The 19206-nt window shown below is 37.4% G+C and carries 15 protein-coding genes and 6 tRNA genes; 12 read left to right on the plus strand and 9 right to left on the minus strand.

The features are described 5' to 3' along the window. The first annotated feature begins 20 nt into the window (after positions 1–20). The 10 genes from ACLJX0_RS14615 (at position 21) to ACLJX0_RS14660 (ending at position 4129) form a co-directional block, all read left to right on the plus strand. Positions 21–92: transfer RNA gene (locus ACLJX0_RS14615), tRNA-Glu, on the plus strand. Between the two features lie 27 nt (positions 93–119). Beyond that, positions 120–191: transfer RNA gene (locus tag ACLJX0_RS14620), tRNA-Glu, on the plus strand. Between the two features lie 32 nt (positions 192–223). After that, positions 224–295: transfer RNA gene (locus ACLJX0_RS14625), tRNA-Glu, on the plus strand. Between the two features lie 33 nt (positions 296–328). Further along, a tRNA-Glu gene (locus ACLJX0_RS14630) sits at positions 329–400 on the plus strand. A gap of 32 nt (positions 401–432) precedes the next feature. Continuing rightward, positions 433–504: transfer RNA gene (locus tag ACLJX0_RS14635), tRNA-Glu, on the plus strand. 33 nt (positions 505–537) lie between these two features. After that, positions 538–609, plus strand: a tRNA-Glu gene (locus ACLJX0_RS14640). 39 nt (positions 610–648) lie between these two features. Further along, positions 649–900, plus strand: coding sequence for a 30S ribosomal protein S20 (gene rpsT, locus ACLJX0_RS14645; RefSeq protein WP_002987410.1), 252 nt, complete (start codon positions 649–651; stop codon positions 898–900). 114 nt (positions 901–1014) lie between these two features. Continuing rightward, a complete protein-coding gene (gene typA, locus ACLJX0_RS14650; protein WP_410881477.1) occupies positions 1015–2811 on the plus strand; it encodes a translational GTPase TypA in 1797 nt (598 codons plus the stop codon). Between the two features lie 236 nt (positions 2812–3047). Then, positions 3048–3683: a 7-carboxy-7-deazaguanine synthase QueE gene (locus tag ACLJX0_RS14655; RefSeq protein ID WP_410881479.1), complete on the plus strand. Its 636-nt coding sequence runs from the start codon at positions 3048–3050 to the stop codon at positions 3681–3683. A 38-nt stretch (positions 3684–3721) separates the two neighbouring features. After that, entirely contained in the window at positions 3722–4129 is a 408-nt protein-coding gene (locus ACLJX0_RS14660; protein ID WP_410881481.1) for a DUF2059 domain-containing protein, read from the plus strand. A 33-nt stretch (positions 4130–4162) separates the two neighbouring features. Here the strand turns inward: ACLJX0_RS14660 and ACLJX0_RS14665 are convergent, their stop codons facing one another. After that, positions 4163–4876: a class I SAM-dependent methyltransferase gene (locus ACLJX0_RS14665; protein WP_410881483.1), complete on the minus strand. Its 714-nt coding sequence runs from the start codon at positions 4874–4876 to the stop codon at positions 4163–4165. Between the two features lie 68 nt (positions 4877–4944). On the opposite strand from ACLJX0_RS14665, the gene ACLJX0_RS14670 reads away from it, so the two are divergent. Next, a complete protein-coding gene (locus ACLJX0_RS14670; protein ID WP_410881485.1) occupies positions 4945–5442 on the plus strand; it encodes a YkgJ family cysteine cluster protein in 498 nt (165 codons plus the stop codon). 8 nt (positions 5443–5450) lie between these two features. Here the strand turns inward: ACLJX0_RS14670 and ACLJX0_RS14675 are convergent, their stop codons facing one another. The 7 genes from ACLJX0_RS14675 to ACLJX0_RS14705 all read right to left on the minus strand — a co-directional run bounded on the left by ACLJX0_RS14675 (position 5451) and on the right by ACLJX0_RS14705 (position 16820). After that, on the minus strand, positions 5451–5666 hold the full coding sequence (locus ACLJX0_RS14675) for a hypothetical protein (protein WP_410881487.1): 216 nt from the start codon (positions 5664–5666) through the stop codon (positions 5451–5453). A 69-nt stretch (positions 5667–5735) separates the two neighbouring features. Next, positions 5736–6494: a LytR/AlgR family response regulator transcription factor gene (locus ACLJX0_RS14680; RefSeq protein WP_410881489.1), complete on the minus strand. Its 759-nt coding sequence runs from the start codon at positions 6492–6494 to the stop codon at positions 5736–5738. Positions 6495–6609: 115 nt separating this feature from the next. Then, positions 6610–7935: a RagB/SusD family nutrient uptake outer membrane protein gene (locus tag ACLJX0_RS14685; RefSeq protein ID WP_410881491.1), complete on the minus strand. Its 1326-nt coding sequence runs from the start codon at positions 7933–7935 to the stop codon at positions 6610–6612. A 12-nt stretch (positions 7936–7947) separates the two neighbouring features. After that, positions 7948–11298, minus strand: coding sequence for a SusC/RagA family TonB-linked outer membrane protein (locus ACLJX0_RS14690; RefSeq protein ID WP_410881493.1), 3351 nt, complete (start codon positions 11296–11298; stop codon positions 7948–7950). Positions 11299–11324: 26 nt separating this feature from the next. Beyond that, positions 11325–13934: a zinc-dependent metalloprotease gene (locus ACLJX0_RS14695; protein ID WP_410881495.1), complete on the minus strand. Its 2610-nt coding sequence runs from the start codon at positions 13932–13934 to the stop codon at positions 11325–11327. 105 nt (positions 13935–14039) lie between these two features. After that, on the minus strand, positions 14040–15584 hold the full coding sequence (locus tag ACLJX0_RS14700) for a histidine kinase (protein WP_410881497.1): 1545 nt from the start codon (positions 15582–15584) through the stop codon (positions 14040–14042). Between the two features lie 9 nt (positions 15585–15593). After that, the gene (locus ACLJX0_RS14705) at positions 15594–16820 is read right to left on the minus strand and encodes an exo-beta-N-acetylmuramidase NamZ domain-containing protein (protein ID WP_410881499.1); all 1227 of its coding nucleotides are present in this window, start codon (positions 16818–16820) and stop codon (positions 15594–15596) included. A gap of 7 nt (positions 16821–16827) precedes the next feature. Between ACLJX0_RS14705 and ACLJX0_RS14710 the strand changes: the two genes are divergently transcribed. After that, positions 16828–18063: an ABC transporter permease gene (locus tag ACLJX0_RS14710; protein ID WP_410881501.1), complete on the plus strand. Its 1236-nt coding sequence runs from the start codon at positions 16828–16830 to the stop codon at positions 18061–18063. Between the two features lie 25 nt (positions 18064–18088). Here ACLJX0_RS14710 and ACLJX0_RS14715 read toward each other — a convergent pair whose 3' ends face one another. Beyond that, the gene (locus ACLJX0_RS14715; RefSeq protein WP_410881503.1) at positions 18089–18841 is read right to left on the minus strand and encodes a DUF4241 domain-containing protein; all 753 of its coding nucleotides are present in this window, start codon (positions 18839–18841) and stop codon (positions 18089–18091) included. Positions 18842–19206: the final 365 nt, after the last annotated feature.

Below are 19206 nucleotides of genomic sequence, written 5' to 3' on the forward strand. Positions count from 1 at the left end.
CCGCGTTAGATAAACAAAATGGTCCGTTCGTCTAGGGGTTAGGACGCCAGGTTTTCATCCTGGTAACAGGGGTTCGATTCCCCTACGGACTACAACTTCTTTTGAAGTTAACGCATTTTGGTCCGTTCGTCTAGGGGTTAGGACGCCAGGTTTTCATCCTGGTAACAGGGGTTCGATTCCCCTACGGACTACACGTTCTTTTTAGAAGTATAAACGCATTTTTGGTCCGTTCGTCTAGGGGTTAGGACGCCAGGTTTTCATCCTGGTAACAGGGGTTCGATTCCCCTACGGACTACAGATTCTTTTTAGAATTGGATAATGCACTTTTGGTCCGTTCGTCTAGGGGTTAGGACGCCAGGTTTTCATCCTGGTAACAGGGGTTCGATTCCCCTACGGACTACAGATTCTTTTATAGAATCACAATCAAATTTTGGTCCGTTCGTCTAGGGGTTAGGACGCCAGGTTTTCATCCTGGTAACAGGGGTTCGATTCCCCTACGGACTACAAGATTCATCGAGAATCAAAAACGAGTTTTTTGGTCCGTTCGTCTAGGGGTTAGGACGCCAGGTTTTCATCCTGGTAACAGGGGTTCGATTCCCCTACGGACTACAGAAAAAAATAGTATAGACTTAATAAAATATTTAAAAAATGGCAAATCATAAGTCAGCTTTAAAAAGAATTAGAAGTAACGAAAAAAAGAGAGTATTAAACAGATATCAGCATAAAACTACACGTAACGCGATCAAAGCTTTACGTTTGATTGAAGATCAAAAAGATGCTGCTGATAAATTACCTGTAGTGGTTGCAATGATTGATAAATTAGCAAAGAAAAATATCATTCATGCAAACAAAGCTTCTAATTTAAAATCTAAATTAACAAAACACGTTGCTGCTTTATAAGAAGCAATAGGTTGTGTTTATAGAAGACATACACTAAGCTCTCAATTCCATGAGGGCTTTTTTTGTTTATACTATACGTTTCAATGAATACTAATATAATTTTAAAATCCTTTTATGACACAAATTAGGAATATTGCAATTATTGCACACGTTGACCATGGTAAGACAACAATGGTGGACAAGATATTACACCACTGTCAGTTATTTCGTGAAAATGAAACTTCTGGAGAGTTAATTCTAGATAACGAAGATATCGAAAGAGAAAGAGGAATTACAATCGTTTCTAAAAACGTATCTGTAAGTTATAAAGGAACTAAAATTAATATTATCGATACTCCAGGACACGCGGATTTTGGTGGAGAAGTAGAGCGTGTATTGAATATGGCAGATGGTGTTCTATTAATTGTAGATGCTTTTGAAGGACCTATGCCTCAAACTCGATTCGTATTACAAAAAGCAATCAGCTTAGGGTTAAAACCTTGTGTGGTTATAAATAAAGTAGATAAAGAAAACTGTACACCAGAAGAGGTACACGAAAAAGTATTCGACTTAATGTTCGAATTGGGTGCAGAAGAATGGCAAATGGATTTCCCAGCCGTTTATGGTTCAGCTAAAAACAACTGGATGTCTACGGATTGGAAGCAACAGACAGATTCATTAGAACCATTGTTAGATATGGTTTTAGAGCATATCCCAGCGGCAGAAGTACGCGAAGGTAGTCCACAGCTATTAATTACATCCTTGGATTACTCTACATTTACAGGGCGTATTGCGATTGGTCGTTTACACCGTGGCATCTTAAAAGAGGGAATGAATATTTCTCTAATTAAGCGCGATGGCAAAATCGTAAAATCAAAAATTAAAGAGCTTCATACATTCGAAGGATTAGGTCGTAAAAAAGTGTCTGAAGTACATGCAGGGGATATCTGTGCGGTTGTAGGAGTAGAAGGATTTGAAATTGGAGATGTTATTGCAGATTTCGAAAATCCAGAAGCATTGCCAACTATCACAATTGATGAGCCAACAATGAGTATGTTGTTCACTATTAACGACTCGCCATTCTTTGGTAAAGAAGGTAAATTTGTTACGTCTCGTCACATTAAAGACCGTTTAAATAAAGAACTAGAGAAAAACTTAGCGTTGCGCGTAAACGAAACGGATAGTGCGGATAAATTTATGGTATTCGGACGTGGTGTATTACACTTATCGGTTTTGATTGAAACAATGCGTCGCGAAGGATATGAGCTTCAAATTGGTCAACCACAAGTAATCATCAAAGAAATTGATGGGGTTAAATGTGAGCCAGTGGAAGAGTTAACAATCGATATTCCAGAGAACCTATCAGGACGTGGAGTAGAGTATGTAACGTTGAAAAAAGGAGAAATGTTGAGTATGGAACCAAAAGGAGACCGTATGATCATTAAATTTTTAATTCCTTCTAGAGGTATTATCGGATTGAGAAATCAATTGTTAACAGCAACAGCGGGTGAGGCAATTATGGCGCACCGTTTCTTAGAGTACCAACCGTACAAAGGGGAAATTGCTGGACGTATCAATGGTTCATTAATCTCTATGGAGAACGGAAAAGCGATTCCTTATTCTATCGATAAATTGCAAGACCGCGGTAAGTTCTTCGTTGATCCAAACGAAGATATTTACGAAGGACAAGTTATTGGTGAGAACTCTCGTGGAGATGATATGACAGTTAACGTTACAAAAACGAAAAAATTAACTAACGTTCGTGCATCAGGATCAGATGATAAGGCAAAGATTGTTCCGGCAATTAAATTCTCTTTAGAGGAAGCATTAGAGTACATCCAAAAAGATGAGTACGTGGAAGTAACGCCGAAGTCTTTGCGTTTGAGAAAAATCTTCTTAAAAGAGACGGATCGCAAAAGAAATAAAAGTTAAGCATTTAGGCATTTTTACTATAGAATCCAGCGTATACAGTACGCTGGATTTTTTTTTGATTTGAAGATTGAGTTCTAGTAGGTACAAAGTAGAAGAGCTAGAGTCCAAATAAAGAATTGCGGTACTACAAGTGGAATAATAGTGTATAAAGCAGGAGGTTTGTGTTTTTACCTTATCTTTGCAGGGGAATTTTATACGGTAAAAAGTGGAAATACCCGTAAAATAATTAGTTTAGTATGATACAAGAAAGCCTAGAAAATGAGGCATTGACCACAGGAAAAGTATTGCCTTTGATGGAACAGTTTTACACCATTCAAGGGGAAGGATTTTATTCCGGTCATGCGGCTTACTTTATTCGTTTAGGAGGATGTGATGTCGGATGCCATTGGTGTGATGTAAAAGAAAGTTGGGATGCGGACTTGCATCCATTAACGCCTGTGGAGAAAATGGTTGCTGATGCGGCCGCTGTGGCTAATTTAGCTGTGATTACAGGAGGAGAACCTTTGATGTATAATTTAGATTGCCTGACGCAGCAATTAAAAGAAGCTGGATTGAAAACCAATATAGAAACATCGGGGGCCTATGAGATGTCGGGTGATTTTGATTGGGTTTGTCTATCGCCTAAGAAAGCAAAACTTCCGACAGAAAGTGCATATGCAGCTGCCAATGAATTAAAAGTGGTAATTTACAATAAACACGATTTTATTTTCGCAGAAGAACAAGCGGCTAAGGTGAATAAGGACGCCTTACTTTTATTGCAGACTGAATGGAGTAAACGCGCGGTGATGATGCCGTTAATCATTGAGTATGTCAAGCAACATCCGCAATGGAAAATATCCTTACAAACTCATAAGTACTTGGATATTCCTTAGTAGAGTTTTATATTTACAACACAAAAGAAACTATAATTATGAAAAAAATTGTACTCGTAGCTGCATTTATGCTAGCAGGACATTTCGGTTTTGCACAAGATGCTGCTTACAAAGCAGACGCTGAAAAATACATGGAAGTAAGTGGACAAATGAAAGCTTTTGACTATATGACAGAAGATATCATGTTAAACGTTCCAGAAGAAAGACGTGCTGAATTTAAAAAAGAATTCGAGGAAAGCTTGAAGGATTTCAAGAGTAGAATGGCTGAAGTGTATATGGAGGAGTTCACACATAATGAAATCAAAGAATTGATTCAACTGTATAATACGCCCATTGGAAAGAAATTGTATGAAAAGAACAGGGTGTTGTACGATAAAGGACAACAAGTTGGTATGGAATGGGGAGCAGGAATAAATGGAATCATGATGAAATACATGGAAAATTAAGCAGTATAAAATTAAAAAAGCCTAAGCATTTGCTTAGGCTTTTTTAGTTAATTTTGCGAGGTATTCATAGTTTTCGCCCTCGTATACTAATTCGCAGGTCAGACCACTTCCATGGGCGGCATTCTGTAGTGTATTATAGTCTAAATAGAGCCACGGAAAGGCATCTTCTGTTTGTCCTTTGTATTCTACGCTAAAAACAAGTTCTCCGTAATAATCTTTATTGTCCATCGGAATCCATTTTCCTCCATCTTCATCCTCGTCGAACATATAGATTAAATCCGAACTATCGATTAAAATTTGTCCGTTGTTTGTAAGTAAGCTTTTGAGATGTTCTAAATAGATAGTAATGTGAATTAATCGTCCAAAAATGCCCGTTCCATTCATCAAAAGTAGAATTGTGTCGTATTGTTCATTTTTGATGTCAAGAATATTAGTTGTTTTTGTATTTTTCACGCCTCTTAATCGACAGGCTTCAATAGCTTTTGGTGATAGATCAATGGCGGTGACATCCAATCCTTTTTCTTGTAAATAAAGGGAGTGAGATCCTGCGCCACATCCCACATCTAAAATTTTTCCCTTGCTCCGTTTTAAAGCTATTTGCTCCAATTCGGGCATATCTTTATAGGAGCGAAACCAATAGGAAACGTCCATTTCTTCTGCTTCTGATATATCTGTTTCCGTCAGGATTACGGCTGGTTGTTGGGTGATTTGATAATCTAGGATGGCTTGGCCAATGAGGTCTTTCATTTTTTTTGACGATTTTTGAGCGATAAAAATGGGAGTTGTTGTAATTTTGTCCTTCAATTTACAAAGGGATGAATAAAATACTGCAACAGCTGCCAAAGTTAGCCAAAGATAAGCATAATGAGAATAAAAAGTATTTGGCAAAGCTGCAAAAGAAAGCACCTAAAGACTTGGATTATCAAATGCAGGAAATCCACGATGCAGTATTTAAAAAAACGGATTGTTTGTCGTGTGCCAATTGTTGTAAAACAACAGGACCCTTGTTTACTAGTGCTGATATTGAGCGAATCAGTAAGCATTTGCGTCTCAAACCCCAGCAATTTATTGATCAATATTTGAGAATTGATGAAGATAACGACTACGTTTTACAACAACTACCCTGTACGTTTCTCGATGCAGAAAATTACTGTATGATCTACGATGTACGCCCTAAGGCCTGCAGAGAATATCCCCATACGGATCGCAAAAAGTTTCAACAAATAGCTAATCTTACCTTAGCAAATGTAGCCATTTGTCCAGCTGCTTATGAAGTAGTGGAGCAAATGAAAAAGAAAATTATGGTAAAATAAATGGTAAACTAAATAAAGAAATGATTCTCTTCTGCTTCTTCGAATAGTGCAACAGCCTCTTCGGTCAGGTTTTCCATTTGAGCTGAAAAGTAATCGAGAATGTCGAGTACAACGTCTTTTATTTTTTCAAAAATACTTACTGCATCCTCTAAATAATCTTTGATTAGTTGAAAGAAATCCAGAATTCCATCGATGAGGTTCACAATATATTCTCCTACATTCATAACAGCGTTTGTTTTAGTTTTACTCAAATGTAAGTAAAAAAAATAAGTCGTAAGGCATCGAATGGCGATTTAACTTAACCAATCTTTCAGCGGAGTAATATGGGCTTTGCTGACAAAAATAGGAGATTGGTCCTCGCTTTGTACCTTGAGTATTAGTTCTATTTTTTGACTGTTATGGCGAATTACTTCTTTGATTGCTTGAATGTTAACAATAAAGCTACGGTTGATTTTAAAAAAAGTTTTGGCCTCTAATTTTTCAATGATATCCTTCAAAGTATCATCATAAATGAAGCGTTCATCCTGAAAGGTATGTAGAAATAAATGCTTGCCTGATGCGAATAAATAGGCGATTTCCGTGGTTTCTATCGATTTTAATCGATGTCCATCGTGAATCAAAAAGCGATCTTTTAGTTTTCTATTGACTTCTTCTGATTCTTGTTTGGGAGGAGCTTCGTCTTGTATGCGTTTGGTAATGGTGACATATTTGAGTAATACTTCGTCTAAGGCGTGCTTGTCAAAGGGTTTTAAAATATAACCAATAGCAAATTGTTTAAATGCTTCAATGGCGTAGTTTTCATAAGCTGTGATAAAGACCACCGGACTTTTTACGGCAATTTTATCGAAGATTTCTAAACTTTTTCCGTCACCTAAATGAATGTCCATGAAGATGAGGTCAACAGTATGTTGAAAAAAGAACGCCGTTGCTTCTTTAATAGAAGAGAGCATGACGATATCACTAACCGAAACGGGTAGAATATCTTGGTTCAATATTAATTTCTTTAGATAATTTGCTGCTAGAGCTTCATCTTCGACTATGGCTATTCGCACCTTTTTTTTGGTAAAAGTAGTAAAAAGTTAGTCGTTCTAAAAATGCGATTACTTTCGACAGTGTATCAAATATAAAAAAGCTACCATTTCTGGTAGCTTTTTGCAGTGTCACCGGCTATAAATTGGGGTTGTTTTCTCTTGCTTTTCTTGGGAAAGGCAAGGTATAACGCGGATCGTTTTGTTGTAGTGTAAATTTTTCGTTGCCTAATTGGTGGACGATTTTCTTTTGATCTAACCTTCTTAAGTCGAACCAACGTTGACCTTCAAAAGCAAATTCTCGGAATCGCTCTTCCAATAGGTATGTTTTATATGCGGCTACATTCATCGATTTTAATTGTTCGATTACTGCTGCTACGGCTTCTACTTTGTAACGGCTTTCAATAACCGGTTGTAAAGTAGCTGTTGCTTGATCGAGTTGGTTTAAGAAAAGATGAGCTTCTGCCTTGATAAAGTACAATTCAGCGGTTCTAAATGAAATTTTTGTATCTCCATTTCCAACTTTTGTTGCGATAGTATTACCTCCTACTTCATCAAAAGAAGCGGCATAGCGTAAATCGTTTTCTGTGTCGAAGCTTGCTTTTAGTTCTTCAGAGGCAAAGATAAAAGACAAATACCCCGATTTAAATACATCTTCTAAATTCATAATGGATTCTGGCGATTTAAAGTTAGTTACCGCTAGGTCCGTACTTTCGTTTAAATTCTGTAGTGTATTTTTTATTTTTAACGCTTGTTCTACACTTTCCAAAGCAGCTTGATACTCTTTTTGGTACAAGTTTACACGGGCTTCTAGGGCATAAATAGCCAATTTTGAAAAGCGGTAGTTCATCCCTGCATCATAAGTCGCTACTTTCAACTTACTTTTAGCAGCATTAATATCCGCGTGGATTTGAGCATATACTTGAGCTATCGTTGATTTAGGTCTTTTGTTTTCGAGGTCTAATTCATTTTGAATCACAATACCAGGTTCTGTTGCTGCAGTAGCCGGGTCATAGGGTTTGGCAAAAAAGTTTACCAAATCAAAATACGCTAGCGCACGTAAGGCATGAGCCTCTCCTAAGAGTTGTTCTTTTGTATCTCCTGCCTGCATTGTTCCCGTACCATCATTGATGGTTTGATTTGCATAGAAAATAACCTTGTATAAATCAGCGTATCCGTATTCTCTGGTTCCATCGCTTGGATTTTGATCATTATAAGCAAATACATCACGAACTTCAGTGAAATCACTATTATCTGTCGATGGAATCTGAACTTCGTCTGTGCGAATTGTCAGTAAGGCTTTATGTCGTGGATAAGCAAAGTAAGCAGTAGTCATCAGCTTTCTATAGTCATCTGTTGATTTTGGAATAATTTTTCCTTCAGGCTCAATGTCTAAGAATTTATCACAACTCACTGTTGATAAATTTAAGGTAAGACATCCGAGTAGTAAAACTAGTTTTTTCATGATACGCAAAGATTAGAAGGTTACATTTAATCCTAAAGAAAATGATCTTTGGATGGGTTGAGCGTAGATATTTCCATACGTTTCTGGATCGAAATACCCGTTGTAATTCGTTCCGAATACAAACAAGTTTCGTCCTTCTACAGTGAAACGAACGTTATCTAAACGCAATTTATCTAATACTGCTTTAGGTAAAGTATACCCTAAACGCATGCTGCTGATTCGGATATAGCTGGTTTCTTTTGCCCAAATATCCAAGTAGTTGTAATAGTTAATTGGAGCACCACCATCAAACCATTTGGTCAACATCCAATTGTCTGTTCCATCATAAGGATCATTTCCTGTTACGGCTGGTAAGGTACCTTCCGTGTTGATTGGCGTCCACATATTTAATACATCTTTTGTGTAGTTTCTTCCTGGATCAACTAAAGCCGAATTATAGGAAGGAGTACGCGTCACCATTTGTTTTAAATTAAAGGCAGCAGAGATAGTAAAATCAAAATTGTTGATTTTGAATGTATTGATAATCCCTCCTGTAAATTTAGGATCGCGATCTCCCGCATAAGTAAATAAGTCTCTAGACTCTTCAGGACCAATTCCTGAACCCACCATATAACCTGGCATCACTTCTTCCCAAGCATCGTATAGTTGGAAGAAATCTTTAGCCGATACTTTTTCGCCATCCTGCCAGAACATCACATTCCCTTTTTCATCCAACCCTGCTGTTTTCAACACAAAAACAGAATTTACTGCATGTCCTTCTCTTGAAGGTAGATATTCTCCGTCATTCACTTGGATGCGATCTACTCGGCTCTTGTTGTGCGCAAAGTTGAAAGTAGTACTCCATGAGAAATTAGGACGTACGATATTTCTTGTGGTCAATGAAATCTCATAACCTCTATTGGTTACCTGTGCCCAATTCATATTGGTAAATTCAAAACCAGATTCGAACGGCATGGCACGTAAGCCAATTAAGTCCGTACTTTTTCTGTTATAGGCATCAAATTCGACAGCGATACGGTTGTTGAATAAACCTAAATCAAAACCAACGTTCGTATTCGTTGTTTTTTCCCAACGCAAGGTACCATTAGGCAAGTTGGTCACCTGAATGGTTCCTTCTGGATAGCCAGGAAGAATGGTCGAATTACTGTATTCTCCAATAACAAATGGAGATGTGGTACGGTCGATGTTTCCTTGTAAACCATAGGAAGCACGTAGGCGGAAGTTATTGACAAAATCTAGGTTTTCCATGAAAGATTCATTCGATACCAACCAAGAACCTGAAATAGCCCATAGCGGTAAATATTTGTATTTTGGATCAACTCCAAATAGGTTAGAACCATCATAACGCACACTACCAAATACGGTATATTTTCTGTCGTAGGTGTAAGAAGCAGTCGCAAAGAAAGAAGCATATGCATTTTCGTTTTTCGCTCTTGTATATGTTTCATACAATTTTTTGTTCGCTGATGTATACCCTTCAGGAAGGTCAATTTCTACCGTTGTTAACGTTAGTGGATCATAACCAAAACCTTTGGATTTGATTTGCTTATTCTCCTCTTTTCGTATTTCCATCCCTCCCATTACATCAATCTCGTGCATATCGCCGAGGATGGTGTTGTACATCGCTTGTGTTTTCCAATTGTATTGGAAGTATTTATCAGAGAAGTTCTCGATTATTCCACCATCAGGTAAGAAGTATTTAAACTCTTTGGATGCTTTGTCGTAATATCTCGTACCTTCTCTAAACTTTCTCGTATTATACGTTTCTTTACCTAAGTATTTTTCTGTATCGTTGTTGTCAATTTGTAAACCCAGTTGAGACGTTATTTTGAAATCATCCAGAACTTGATAGTTTAAATCAAATACAGCTTTTAATGATTGGTTAATCAATTCATATTTGGTATTTTCCCTTTCCTCTAAGAAGTTAAACGGAACATAGGTATCTCCAGTTCCATCGATATCAGGGTCATATTGAAAACTTCCGTCCTCATTATATGGTTGTAGGTATGGGTTGGCATTTCTCGAATAGTTTGCAGGGTTTACACTCGCGTCTTTATCCGAGATAAAGCTTGTTTTTTTTGATTGTGTACCAAATAAAGCTACACCAGCGGTTAATTTATCCGTCAATTGGAAGTTGTTTTTCAACGTGATATTATAACGTTCAAAACCTGTTCCAATCGTTGTACCTTCCTCATTGTAGTAGCCTAAAGAGAAGTAATAATCAGAAGTTTCGCCACCACCAGATAAGCTCAAGCCATACTGTTGGTTGTATGTAGGACGATATAATTCTTTTCCCCAATCGGTTGTTGTGGTTCTCAGGCGATTAATCGCGCTTTGACTTTCAGTGGATAAGGCGCTAAAGCCACCAGTTCTATAAGCATCTAATTCGTTGTTTCGGTTTAAGATACGCGCTACTTCTCCTTGCCCTGAACGCAGGTTACTGATGTCAGCGCGTCCAGCTAACATTAACTCAAAATCCACTTTTTCAGATGCATTCATCAAGTTTAATTTAGAGAATTGCGGACGTTCATTGACGAAGGTATTGGCCGTGAAATTTACTTTCATTTCACCTTTCTTACCTTTTTTCGTTGTAATTACAATTACCCCATTTGCTGCTCTTGCTCCGTAAATAGCAGTTGCCGATGCATCTTTTAAGATGGTAATATCTAAAATATCATCTGGATTTAAGCCAGCGATAGAGAAGTTTTGTAATTGATCGATATTGTCTTTGTCATTGAAATTAGGAACATTGTTTCCCTCCAATGGCATTCCGTCAATCACCCATAGCGGGTCTTGTGGTCCATTTAACGAAGCGGTTCCACGGATTCTAATTTTAGCAGGTCCACCAGGGGCTCCTGTAGGAGTTGTTACTGCTACTCCGGCAATTTGGCCGGCTAGCATTTGATCCACACTTGCTACCCCTGTTTGCTCAATATCAGCCATGCTAATTTGCGCTACAGACGAGGTTAATTTGCGTTTTTCAATGGTTTGGTACCCTGTAATCACTACCTCATTTAAGATGTTTTCATCTGTACCTAAAGAGACGTTGTAATGTGTCTTTGTCGTTAATTGAATTAACTTAGAAGCGTAGCCAATAAAACTTACGCGAATGGCTTTTGTTTCTCTTGGCACTTCAAGGGAGAAGTTACCATCAAAATCCGTCATTGTTCCAATACTCGTACTCTCGATAATTCCTTTTTGTGCCGTTTCTGTTGATACACTTTGTGTTTCAACAATAACCGATGCACCTGGTAAACCCGATTTGTCGCTCGCATCTTGAACAAAACCTGTAATCGTTCTTTTCTCTTGGGCTAGAGCAAGAGTTAGGGTAAAGAACGAAAATAAAAGAAATAGTTTTTTCATTTTCTCAACTATGTAAGGTTGTTAGTTTAAATACCTAAAGCTTGGTTAATTCTGTTTGCTAAATCTGCATAGTGTGCTCGTGTTGCTGCATCACCTGATTTAGCTTTTTTGCTTACTAATTTTTGAATAGCAAATAATTCTCCTTTTTTATAACTGGTAACCTCCGAAACACGTTTCATCACCGTATAGTTGATGTTTCTCAACTGATTGTCATTCAGTGAAACACGACACAAGGTAGGCATTTGCAGCGATTGTTCGAGGAGTAACCCTTTTTTGTTTGTTTTTTCAAATAGTTTGTTCACATCAATAATTAACGCATCCACGTAATTTTTCTGTGTCATTCGCTCTAATATGGTCAGTGATTTCCCTTTTTTAGTAGGAGCAAAGATCTCACTTCTCAATTGATTGAATAGGTCTTGAACCGTAAACACTTTTTCCCCTTGAGTTTGGGTTTGCAAAGCTTCACTTTCTAATAAACGGAGTAGACGCTCGTCCATTAAGATGTGGTAAATCGCAGTGTATTGCAATTCTCTTGCTAAAGAGTAAGGCGAATATTCGTATGGACCGACAGGAGAATCTTTTAAGCTGTACGTTTTTTCATTGATGTCATTGAAAAATAACCAGTTTGGAATAGTAAGCACATGTTGACTCAAATAATCCACGGCTCTTTTCTGTGTTTCGTAAGGCACGGGTTGATATGCTTTTTTGTTGTTTCCGTATACAGCATGATCTAAATAAACACCACCAATGTTAGCTAAAACATGTTGATTATACATTTGCCATTGTCCAATAGCGCCCATGTATAATTTTCCAGCTTCATAATAGTCTTCTCCTTGGTCGTAGGTCCATGATATGATATTGTCTACTACAATTTTTAAATTTTTTAATCCATATTCGCTTGCTTTCATCGCGTCATTTCCTAAGTCTTCTGATTGTGATCTCGGATCGACGATGTTCAAGTAGCTTTGTTGTTCACCATAAAAATACATCGGATCATCTTGGTGATCTTCAATCATTTTACGAAGTGCTTGTTTTTCTTGCTCTGCCGTGGGGTACCAACGGTATCCCCATTCGATAGCATATTTGTCGTATAGACCAATTTGAGGTGTAATTGCAGTTACCTTGTCTTCAGGTTGTGCGACGTAGTTGTAACGGGCGTAATCCATAATAGAAGGAGCAGTCCCGCCCATTTGATCGGTGAAGGTTTTAGAACGCAAAGAATCCACAGGAAAAGCAAAAGAAGCTCCCATATTGTGTTTCAATCCAAAAGTGTGTCCTACTTCGTGTGAAGAAACAAAGCGAATCGCGTCTCCCATATGATCATCGCTAAATTTATTTGCTCTCGCTCGTTCGTCAATTGGTCCCGTTTGAATACGCATCCAACTGTGCACAGAAGTCATCACGTTATGCCACCAAATAATATCAGATTCAATAATCTCACCACTACGCGGATCAATAACAGAAGGTCCCATAGCGTTTGATTTAGGCGATGCTGCGTAAGTAATTACCGAATAACGCACGTCGTCAATATCAAAATCGGTATCTTCTTCCGTTGGTTCTTTGGCAGTAATTGCATTTTTGAACCCCGCTTGTTCAAAGGCTACTTGCCAGTCGTGAACACCTGCAATAATTTTTTCTCTCCATTGTGGGGGCGTAGCAGGATCTATATAGTACACAATCGGTTTTTTCGGTTCAACTAATTCCCCACGAAGGTATTTTTCAATATCCTCTTCTTTGGGTTCCATCCTCCATTTGGTAATGAACTCCTTTTCATCCATCTTGTGTTGTGCATCGCTGAAGTACCAGTGTTTTTCTGTAAAATATCCCACACGTTTATCCGCAATTCTCGGTTGCATTGGCTCTTTAGACAAGAGTACAATATTTGTCGTAACGCCCATAGAAACAGATACATCTCCTGAACCCTCATTTACACTAGTAGTCATCATAGACTTCACCACAATATTTTCTGGAAATGTCTTGATTCCTTCTATATAGGATAAGTTTGTTTTGATCGAAGTCGGTAAGCTCAATCCGGATAAAACGTCATTGAAGCTTTTTTGATTTCCATCAAATACTTTGTTTACCTTAATAACTGTGGCCGTAGAATCTGGGTTTTGCGTTTCAATATCGAATACTTCTAAAACAGACTCGATAAAGTTATCCGCTACAGAACGCGTAATCGCATCTTCTTTCGGTGAAGAAACACGTGGTGTTTCTGTTTTGACCCAAATTTTATTTGCTAAAGTATCTTTGTGAAAGGTGATTAATTTATTCTCGTAATTCATGCCCTTGTTCGCTCCAGCATCATTGATTTCCAAAGGTACTTGGGAAAGCTTGTTTACCAACAAAAACTGACGGTTCAATAAACTATCGGGGATTTCAAAATAAACATCCGTTTTGACTTGAATAACGTTAAATAGTCCTTTAGTGTAAGTCCCTTTTTTTATTAAATCAGCGTAATTGTTTTCTTTCGTATCCGTAGAGTCCTTTTCTTGCTCCTTGCCTTTTTCTGCCTTCTTTTCCGTTTTCTTTTCCGTTTTCTTTTCTTTGGCATATAATAAGCCTGTTGGCGCTTGTGTTAAACACCCTAGTAAAGCTAAAGTACTGATACTTAGTTTAACCGTGTTTCGATTCATTACAATGTTAAGTTTAAGTTAAGTGAGGGATAAAGCTATAGCAGTTCGCGTTAAACTTAAAATTTTCAGGAGTGAGTGGATTTATTTTGGGAGTGAATGGATATTTTAACAATTCAGCAGGGGGAATACACAAATAAAAGTCTCATTTTGTGAATAGACTTGGTAGGTTTCGATTTGATAATATTGGTAGACAGATGCAATGTAAAATAAGCCAAAGCCTTCACTCTCTTCTTTTTGCTCTTTGAGTTGAATATTGTTGGTTACTGTTACTTCTTCATTGGTTAGGATAATTTGAATTGACAACGGTGCGTCAAGTGTCGCAATATTGTGCTTCATGGCATTTTCTACTGCAATTTGTAGGGCTAAATAAGGAATCTTCGTTTTTGTAGGGGCATGGCGTTTGTCCACCACTTCAAAATGGAGTTCCTTCGGAAATCGAATGCTTTGTAGGGCAATATAGTGTTCGATAAATTTAAGTTCTTGATCCAATTCAACTAAATTACTCGCAGGGGATTGAATAAGATAACGATAGGTATTACTGAGGTTCAAGGTAAACTTTTGTGCTAATTCACTGTCAAGTACAATTAACATATAAAGTGAATGGAGTGAATTGAATAAAAAATGGGGATTAATCTGATTTTTTAGCTGTTTCAACTGCATCAACGCTTTTTCTTTGTTCATTTTTTCTTGTTCTACAGCGAGTTTCTCTTTTTCGCGAAATGCACGTTTACTCTCTTCATTAAAGAAATAAAGAAGGAGTAAAATGATTGAAATCGAACTGATAAAAATTAAATAGGTATTGCGTTTTAAGGGAATTACATTTTCATCTACATTGACTTTCGGAAAGTTGATACTGATGTATCCTTTAAAGGTTTCAGAGTTGAAAGCAGTAAAAAAACGATAGACTTCGAGTTGCAAAAACTCTGATTGAACCACTTGAGGAACAGCCTTCTGGCTTTTACTCGCTGTTGTATCCTGACTGGTCGTCGAAGAAACAGCAAAGATATTTTGGCCCACTAACTCCCATTCAGGATGGTATATACAGGTACCATCTGTAGTGAAAATATACGCATAGTTTGGGGTGGTAATATCAATGGTTGTCAAATGCGTGTGTAAAGCTCTTACATCAAAAATAAAACCAGTTAGGACTTGCTTATCCTCTCGTTGTACTTTATTCCAACATACCCAGTATAAGTTGGAGTTAAGACGAATAAAATTGTTGATGTTGGACAGATGGTCTTGATGTATCAGTTGTTGTACAAAAGGGGTATCTAAAGAGAGAACTGTTGTAGGGGTTAAGTTGTGCGATACAACTTGATGAGTTTCATCTAGAATGATAAACCAATTGTAGCTGGGAATTGTATGATGTGGTTGAATTTCATTGAGTATCTCATATTTTAGGTTGAGCTGATCCAAAGGAGTGGATTGCGCCACTTCCCTTACTATCTCTCGTTGTTTGTCAATCAGATTGAATTCGACCTCTAATGCATTTTTTCGATGGTTAAAACTCTTCTTGATGATGTCTTGATAGGTTTCTTCATAACTACTATTGATGGAAATGCTCAGAAATAGCATTGCAATGGAAGTAATACTTACAATAGCAATGGCAATACTAAGCAGGGTTCGACGAGAAAATAGCAGTTGTTTCATGAAAAAGAATTACTTGACATACAATAAATAAGGAGTACGCATGGTCTTAAAAGCCGTTAGTTCTTTTTGCCAAGATTGACGAATCTCTTCTTCTGTTTTTCCAGCGATAATTTGTTGTTTTAAGGTGTCAGTTCCAGCTAGTTTGATAAAGAAATTCGTAAAGAACTTATCTTTATTTGTCGATTGACGGTAAGCTTTTAACAACCAGGTAAGTTCCAGTCGTTTGACAGGTTGGTGATGAGCTAAGTTTTCTCCATAGCACAGCTTGCCGTTGTTCATTGGATCTTTGGCACCCGTATTTGGCTTGGGAGTGAAACTAAACGGCATTTGTTGTAAAAAGGGAGAACCGTAAATTTGAAACTGCAGATCTGTTCCACGTCCAGAGCTCACATTCGTTCCTTCAAAAAAGCACAAACTCGCATATAAGTTGATGGATTGGTCATTAGGTAAATTTGGAGAGGGAGCTACGGGAAGGGAATAATCTAGCTGTCTGTTGTAATTTAAGTTGGGAACGACGGTTAAATCTGCTTGAATACCGTTCGTTAACCATTTTTCACCATTAATCATCAGTGCATATTCACCAATAGTCATCCCGTGAAGCGTTGGTATAGGGTGCATTCCTATAAAACTCTTGTTTTTCATTTCCAATGTCGGTCCATCAATAATGGAAATGTTGGGATTTGGACGATCAAGTACCAAAATCGGAAGGCCTTGTTCAGCACAAGCTTCCATGACGTAGTGTAAGGAAGAAATATAGGTATAAAATCTCGCTCCGACATCTTGTAAATCAAATATTAGAATATCAATACCTGCTAATTGTTCTTTGGATGGTTTCTTACTATTGCCATACAGAGAAATAATAGGCAAACCTGTTTGGATGTCTTTGCCATCCTTGATTAATTCCCCTGCGTCAGCCGTTCCTCTAAACCCGTGTTCAGGTGCATATATTTTTGTAACGTCAATCTTGTGTTGTAATAAAAAATCAACCGTTGAGGTATACACATTCGTTGAAATATCTTGGCGGACAACCCCCGTTTGATTAGTTAAAACACCTACTTTTTTGTGTCGAAGAAGATTAAAATATGCAGCAGTATTCTCTGCCCCAACGATAATTGTAGAGATGGAATCTGCCGTAATTGTCCTTTTCTCCACAGAAAAAGAATACGAATTTACACTATAAATCAATAGCGTTACTAAGAATAATAATGTATTTTTGACTCTTGAATTTGATACCATAACAAAGTTGAAATTAGAATATTTTATAGCTAAACGCTTAGTAACTACAAAGAACCATAAAAGTAGTGTTTCTGCTCCAATTATTAAAATCGCTATCACAGCTATTGCGTTAGGGATTATCATGATGTTGGTGTCTGTGGCTACTGGTTTAGGTTTGAAACACAAAATTAGAGATAAAATTTCAGCTTTTAGCGGTCATATTGTCATTACAAAATATGATTCGAATGTTAGTGATATCACTTTAAAACCCATTGAATTAAATCAAAAGTTCTATCCAACCTTTGAAAATATAGATGGGGTAAGCAGTGTGCAACCCTTTGCTTCCAAGGCGGGGATTATTCGAACTGAACAGGCTTTTGAGGGAATAGTATATAAAGGCGTAACCGAGACCTATCAGTTTGATGAAATTGCAGAATACCTCGAACAAGGACGCCTACCTGTTTTTGGGGAATCGATGAGCAATGAGATTCTCATGTCCACTTATATTGCCAACCGATTGGGATTCAAACTAGGAGATAAAGTCAATACCTATTTTATGAAAGATTGGGGCAACAAAGTACCTAATATTCGTCAATTTGAAATTGTAGGTTTATACAATTCAGGATTACAGCAGTTTGATGAAAATGTTGTGCTCGGCGATTTGCGTCATGTACAACGCTTAAACCGTTGGACAGAAAATGAAATAGGAGGATTTGAAGTACTGTTGAAAGACTTTGATCAAATTGAAGAGAAGGGCAGTGAGATTTACTTGAATTTACCGTCAACAGTAGACAGTAAAACCATTGTAGAAAAGTATGAGAATATTTTTGGTTGGTTGGATATGTTTGACTTTAATATTAAGGTAATCATTATCATTATGATTGCCGTAGCCTCCATCAATATGATTGTTGCTCTATTAGTTTTGATTTTAGAACGCACGCAAATGATTGGGATGCTAAAAGCCTTGGGGGCAACAAACTGGACTGTGAGAAAAATATTTTTGTACAATGCCTTTTATCTTATTGGCAAAGGACTTTTGTATGGAAATGCTATTGGTTTGGGCATGCTCTTCCTGCAAAAATATACAGGAGTTATTAAATTAGATCCTACCTCTTATTACGTAAGAGAAGCTCCTGTCTTAATTCGTCTCACGGATGTGATTTTACTTAATGTAGGAGTGGTGTTGATTGCTATGTTGGTTTTGTTGATTCCCTCTTATTTAATTACGAAAATATCGCCAGTTAAGGCAATTCGATATGATTAAAAAAGTCGCCATTAGGCGACTTTTTTTATGCTTTATCTTCATCTTCATCTTCAAATGTCAGTTCAATATCGACAAATTGAACGATGATTTCACAAACGTCGTTGGCCGCATCATACCCAAAATAAACAGGATAAGTCCCATCTCCGTAGCCACTTTGAATCATAGGAATCGTTAAATCTGTATCAGGTATGGCAAAATTAATCCAATCTCCACCAGGCCTTTGGTATTGCGGATGTTCTTCATAGCTCTTCTTGAATTCAGCCGCTAAATAATCATCATATATATTGCCCCCTGGATGGGCTGCTAGCCATTGTTGTTCAAAGGCACAGTAAGCTTCTTTGGTCTGTTCATCAACAATCGTAGCTAATCCTGCATCTACATTGAATCCAAAATATTCCCCTTCCTCAAAATCGGATAAGTTTTCATGCCCAAGTAAGGCTTCATAATGAGTAACAGCTTGATTGGAGGTCACTTTTAAGCGAAAAGCTACATAGCGAAAATGATCTTCTTCTACTTCCATGACTAAGATGGACAAAGGATATTTTCCTGGAGGAATAGTAGTAAAATAGGGTTGTGCATCACGTTGCAAATACACTAAGGGATCTCGAACAATAATTTGACCCGTTGGAAAGGCTAAGTCTCCTAGGTTGAGGTGAAATAATTTTCGCTCGCAAATTTCAGTTGCACTAAAATAATGATTAAAATCGGTGGGAGCGTGTAAGCCCTCCTTCTTTTGCTCATAAAGAGCGAACCATTCGGGGGTAGGTACTGTTTTCATAGGCTATTTTATACTATTCTAATTCGCTTTTTTTAGGATTGTAAGTGTAAAGATAGTAAAGCTTAGGGGAAAGGTATATGCTACTTGTATTTCTTTTCCGATTGCGTTCGTTTTAAAGTAATCTTAGAGAAAACAGGCAGAAATAGCCACTATGAGTCCTGTTTTATTGGAGATATAGGCAGCATTTAACCTCATTTTCAGCAAATTAGAACTTGTTTTTTTATGAAACTAGCAAGAGTAACTGTTAAAAAATGTATAAAAAAAACAAGATTGGTTTTTTTACCTTGATGCGCTTTTGAATACATCAAAAAGGATATAATATTTTAGCAAAGTTCTTGTGAAAAAGAGATGGTTTTTTTGAAAAT

It is taken from the genome of Myroides sp. DW712 (genome assembly GCF_046557355.1).
In the GTDB taxonomy this organism is placed as follows: Bacteria; Bacteroidota; Bacteroidia; order Flavobacteriales; family Flavobacteriaceae; genus Flavobacterium.

Bases quoted from the DNA above. Each gene is read 5' to 3' on its own strand.
- typA (WP_410881477.1), top strand. From the start codon at position 1,015: ATGACACAAATTAGGAATATTGCAATTATTGCACACGTTGACCATGGT.
- ACLJX0_RS14690 (WP_410881493.1), bottom strand. From the start codon at position 11,298: ATGAAAAAACTATTTCTTTTATTTTCGTTCTTTACCCTAACTCTTGCT.
- ACLJX0_RS14665 (WP_410881483.1), bottom strand. From the start codon at position 4,876: ATGAAAGACCTCATTGGCCAAGCCATCCTAGATTATCAAATCACCCAA.
- ACLJX0_RS14715 (WP_410881503.1), bottom strand. From the start codon at position 18,841: ATGAAAACAGTACCTACCCCCGAATGGTTCGCTCTTTATGAGCAAAAG.
- ACLJX0_RS14685 (WP_410881491.1), bottom strand. From the start codon at position 7,935: ATGAAAAAACTAGTTTTACTACTCGGATGTCTTACCTTAAATTTATCA.
- ACLJX0_RS14675 (WP_410881487.1), bottom strand. From the start codon at position 5,666: ATGAATGTAGGAGAATATATTGTGAACCTCATCGATGGAATTCTGGAT.
- ACLJX0_RS14655 (WP_410881479.1), top strand. From the start codon at position 3,048: ATGATACAAGAAAGCCTAGAAAATGAGGCATTGACCACAGGAAAAGTA.
- ACLJX0_RS14670 (WP_410881485.1), top strand. From the start codon at position 4,945: ATGAATAAAATACTGCAACAGCTGCCAAAGTTAGCCAAAGATAAGCAT.
- ACLJX0_RS14700 (WP_410881497.1), bottom strand. From the start codon at position 15,584: ATGAAACAACTGCTATTTTCTCGTCGAACCCTGCTTAGTATTGCCATT.
- ACLJX0_RS14695 (WP_410881495.1), bottom strand. From the start codon at position 13,934: ATGAATCGAAACACGGTTAAACTAAGTATCAGTACTTTAGCTTTACTA.
- rpsT (WP_002987410.1), top strand. From the start codon at position 649: ATGGCAAATCATAAGTCAGCTTTAAAAAGAATTAGAAGTAACGAAAAA.
- ACLJX0_RS14660 (WP_410881481.1), top strand. From the start codon at position 3,722: ATGAAAAAAATTGTACTCGTAGCTGCATTTATGCTAGCAGGACATTTC.
- ACLJX0_RS14705 (WP_410881499.1), bottom strand. From the start codon at position 16,820: ATGGTATCAAATTCAAGAGTCAAAAATACATTATTATTCTTAGTAACG.